This is a genomic window from Streptomyces albus subsp. chlorinus (assembly GCF_013302895.1).
Taxonomy (GTDB): Bacteria; Actinomycetota; Actinomycetes; order Streptomycetales; family Streptomycetaceae; genus Streptomyces; species Streptomyces chlorinus.
Genome location: NZ_VJOK01000001.1, coordinates 2,801,381 through 2,804,033, shown reverse-complemented (window position 1 = coordinate 2,804,033; position 2,653 = coordinate 2,801,381). Strand labels below are relative to the sequence as shown.

General features: G+C 74.4%; 2 protein-coding genes and 1 pseudogene. All 3 read right to left on the bottom strand.

All coding sequences use genetic code 11. From position 1 onward, the window contains the following. Positions 1-922 (bottom strand): glycosyltransferase (locus tag FM076_RS12620; RefSeq protein WP_173870357.1); only part of this gene is annotated, 922 nt, incomplete at its 3' end. A gap of 304 nt (positions 923-1,226) precedes the next feature. Then, positions 1,227-1,999: pseudogene (locus tag FM076_RS12615) on the bottom strand (decaprenylphospho-beta-D-erythro-pentofuranosid-2-ulose 2-reductase). Positions 2,000-2,097: 98 nt separating this feature from the next. Further along, a partial coding sequence (locus FM076_RS12610) for a D-arabinono-1,4-lactone oxidase (protein ID WP_274598798.1) occupies positions 2,098-2,653 on the bottom strand: 556 nt, incomplete at its 5' end.

The following is a 2,653-nucleotide window of genomic DNA, read 5'->3' as shown; positions in this document are numbered from 1 at the left end:
CCGGCCAGGCGCCGTCCGGGCGGGCCGTGACCGGCCGGGGTGGCGGGGTGCGGTGGTGGTGGTAGTGCTTGCGGGCCTGGCGTAGGAAGCGGGCGCGTGCGGGGCGCGGGAGGCGGCCGGGGTCGCGGTGGATGACGGTGAAGTGGTCGGTCATCCGCCGGTGGAGGGCGGGTCGCCAGCGCTCCAGTTCGGGCCGGGCGGCCAGGAAGGCGAAGAGGCGGTCGTACTGTGCGAAGACGTCGAAGTGTGCCTCTCCCCGGGTCGACAGGATGCTGCCGCCGCGCCGCTGCCGGTAGCGCACGCAGACCCGGTCCAGCGTGGCCAGCGTCCGCGCGGTCATCAGCACGGGGAAGGTCCAGGGGGTGTCCTCGTAGGTGCCGGGCGGGAAGGTGAGCCCCTCGCGGATGAGGAAGTCGCGGCGGTACGCCTTGCTCCAGGCGAAGGCGGGCAGCCGCAGCAGTCCGGGACGGTCCGCGAGCGTGCCCACGGCGGGTCCGGCGCCGGGTGCCAGGATGCCGGAGCCGGCGGGGGCGGTCGTGCTCCCGTCCCAGTGCTCCAGCACGTAGTCGAACACCAGCACCTCGGGGTCGCCGGTCTCCGACAGCCGCTGGGCGAGGGCGCGCAGGGCGCCGGGTGCCAGGGTGTCGTCGCTGTCGAGGTAGAGGACGTAGTCGCCGCGGGCGCGTGCGGTTCCGGTGTTGCGGGCGGGGCCCAGGCCGCCGTTCCGCTTCAGGTGGAGGACGGTCACGCGCGGGTCGGCGGCGGCGTAGGCGTCGAGGATCTCGCCGCTGGCGTCGGGGGAGTGGTCGTCCACGGCTATGAGTTCGAAGTCGTCGAAGCACTGGCCGAGCACGGAGTCGAGGCACTCGTGCAGATACGCCTGCACCTGGTGGACGGGGACGATCACACTGAATCGAGGCACGGCGGGTTCCCCGGGTCGTGACGGCTGGGACGACGGACGCGACCCAATTGCGCGAACTATCTGATTTATCCCATACCCTGCCGCGCGTCACATCCCGGGACCGTCCCGTCGCGCCGGGTGGTGCTCCGGCCGGGGTGACGGGGCGGCCCCGCCGTGCCGGAAGGCGCTTCCCGGGTGTTCCGCCGTGCCGGGGAGGCGAGCCCCGGGCGTCCCGCCGTGCCCGAAGGCGCCCGCCGGGTGCCCCGCCGTGCACGGGACGTGCTTCTCCAGGCGCTCCTCCAGGCGTCCCGCCGTACCCGGCGCCTCAGCCCGGCAGCCGCCGGAAGAGCGGGCGCGGCAGGTGCCGCAGCACGCTCATCACCGGGCCCAGCGCGGGCGGCGCCCACACCGTCCGCGCCCGGCGCCGCACCCCGTGTTCGAGGGCCACGGCCACGGCCTGCGGCGTGGTGGACAGCGGCGCGGGCTGCCGGCCGGCCGTCATCCGGGTGTGCACGAAACCGGGGCGGACCACCATCACGTGCACCCCCGTGCCGTGCAGCGCGTCCCCGAGGCCTTGGGCGAAGGCGTCGAGCCCCGCCTTGCTGGAGCCGTAGATGAAGTTGGCGCGCCGGGCCCGCTCCCCGGCGACCGAGGAGAGCACCACCAGGGAGCCGTGTCCCTGGGTGCGCAGCGCCTGGGCGCACACCAGCCCGGAGGAGACGGCGCCGACGTAGTTCGTCCGGGTGACGCGGACGGCGGCCATCGGGTCGTGCTCGTCGGCGTACTGGTCGCCCAGCACCCCGAAGGCCAGCAGGACGAGGTCGATGTCGCCCTCCGCGAAGACCTTCTGGAGGACCTCCTCGTGCGTCTCGGGGGCGAGCGCGTCGAACGCGACGGTACGGACGGTCACCTGGGCGCCGTGCGCCGCCGCCACCTCGCGCAGCCCGGCCGCCGCCGCGTCCAGCCCCGGCCCGGCCGGCCCGCCAGCCACACGGTGCGGGCACGGCGGGCCATGAAGCGGCGGACGGCGGCGAGCGCGATCTCCGACGTACCGCCCAGGACCAGCAGGGACTGCGGGGAACCGAAGGCGTCCTTCATGGGTGCTCCTCGAATACCGAGTATGGAATACCGAACAGCGAATCCGGAGTGCGGAGTACGGGGACGAGCCCACGAGCCCACGAGCCCACGTGCCCCCTCTAGAGGGCCAGCCGGCGGGCCAGGTCCGAGGTGAAGACCCCGCGGGGGTCCAGCTCGGCGCGCAGCGCGCGGAAGTCGTCCAGGCGCGGGTACATCGCCCGCAGCAGCTCCGGCCGCATCCGCGCGTCCTTGGCCAGGTAGAGCCGTCCCCCCGCCAGGACGACCTCCTCGTCCAGCAGGTCGAGGAACTCGCCCAGCCCCGGCAGGGCGGCCGGGATGTCCAGCGCCAGCGTCCACCCCTCGGCGGGGAAGGAGAGCCAGCCCGGGTCCCCGGGGCCGAAGCGTTTGAGGACGGCGAGGAAGGAGGGGCAGGAGCGGCGCGAGAGGAGCCGCACCACGCGCCGCAGCGCGTCGTCCCTCTCGTGCGGCACCACGCACTGCCACTGCACGAACCCGGCGCTGCCGTAGACGCGGTTCCAGTGCGGTACCCCGTCCAGCGGGTGGAAGAAGGCGGCCAGCCGCTGGAGTTCGCCCCTCCGCCGCCGGGGCGCCTTGTGGTACCAGAACGTGTTGAACGCGCCGACGGTGCTGCCGCGCAGCAGCCCGCCCGGTACG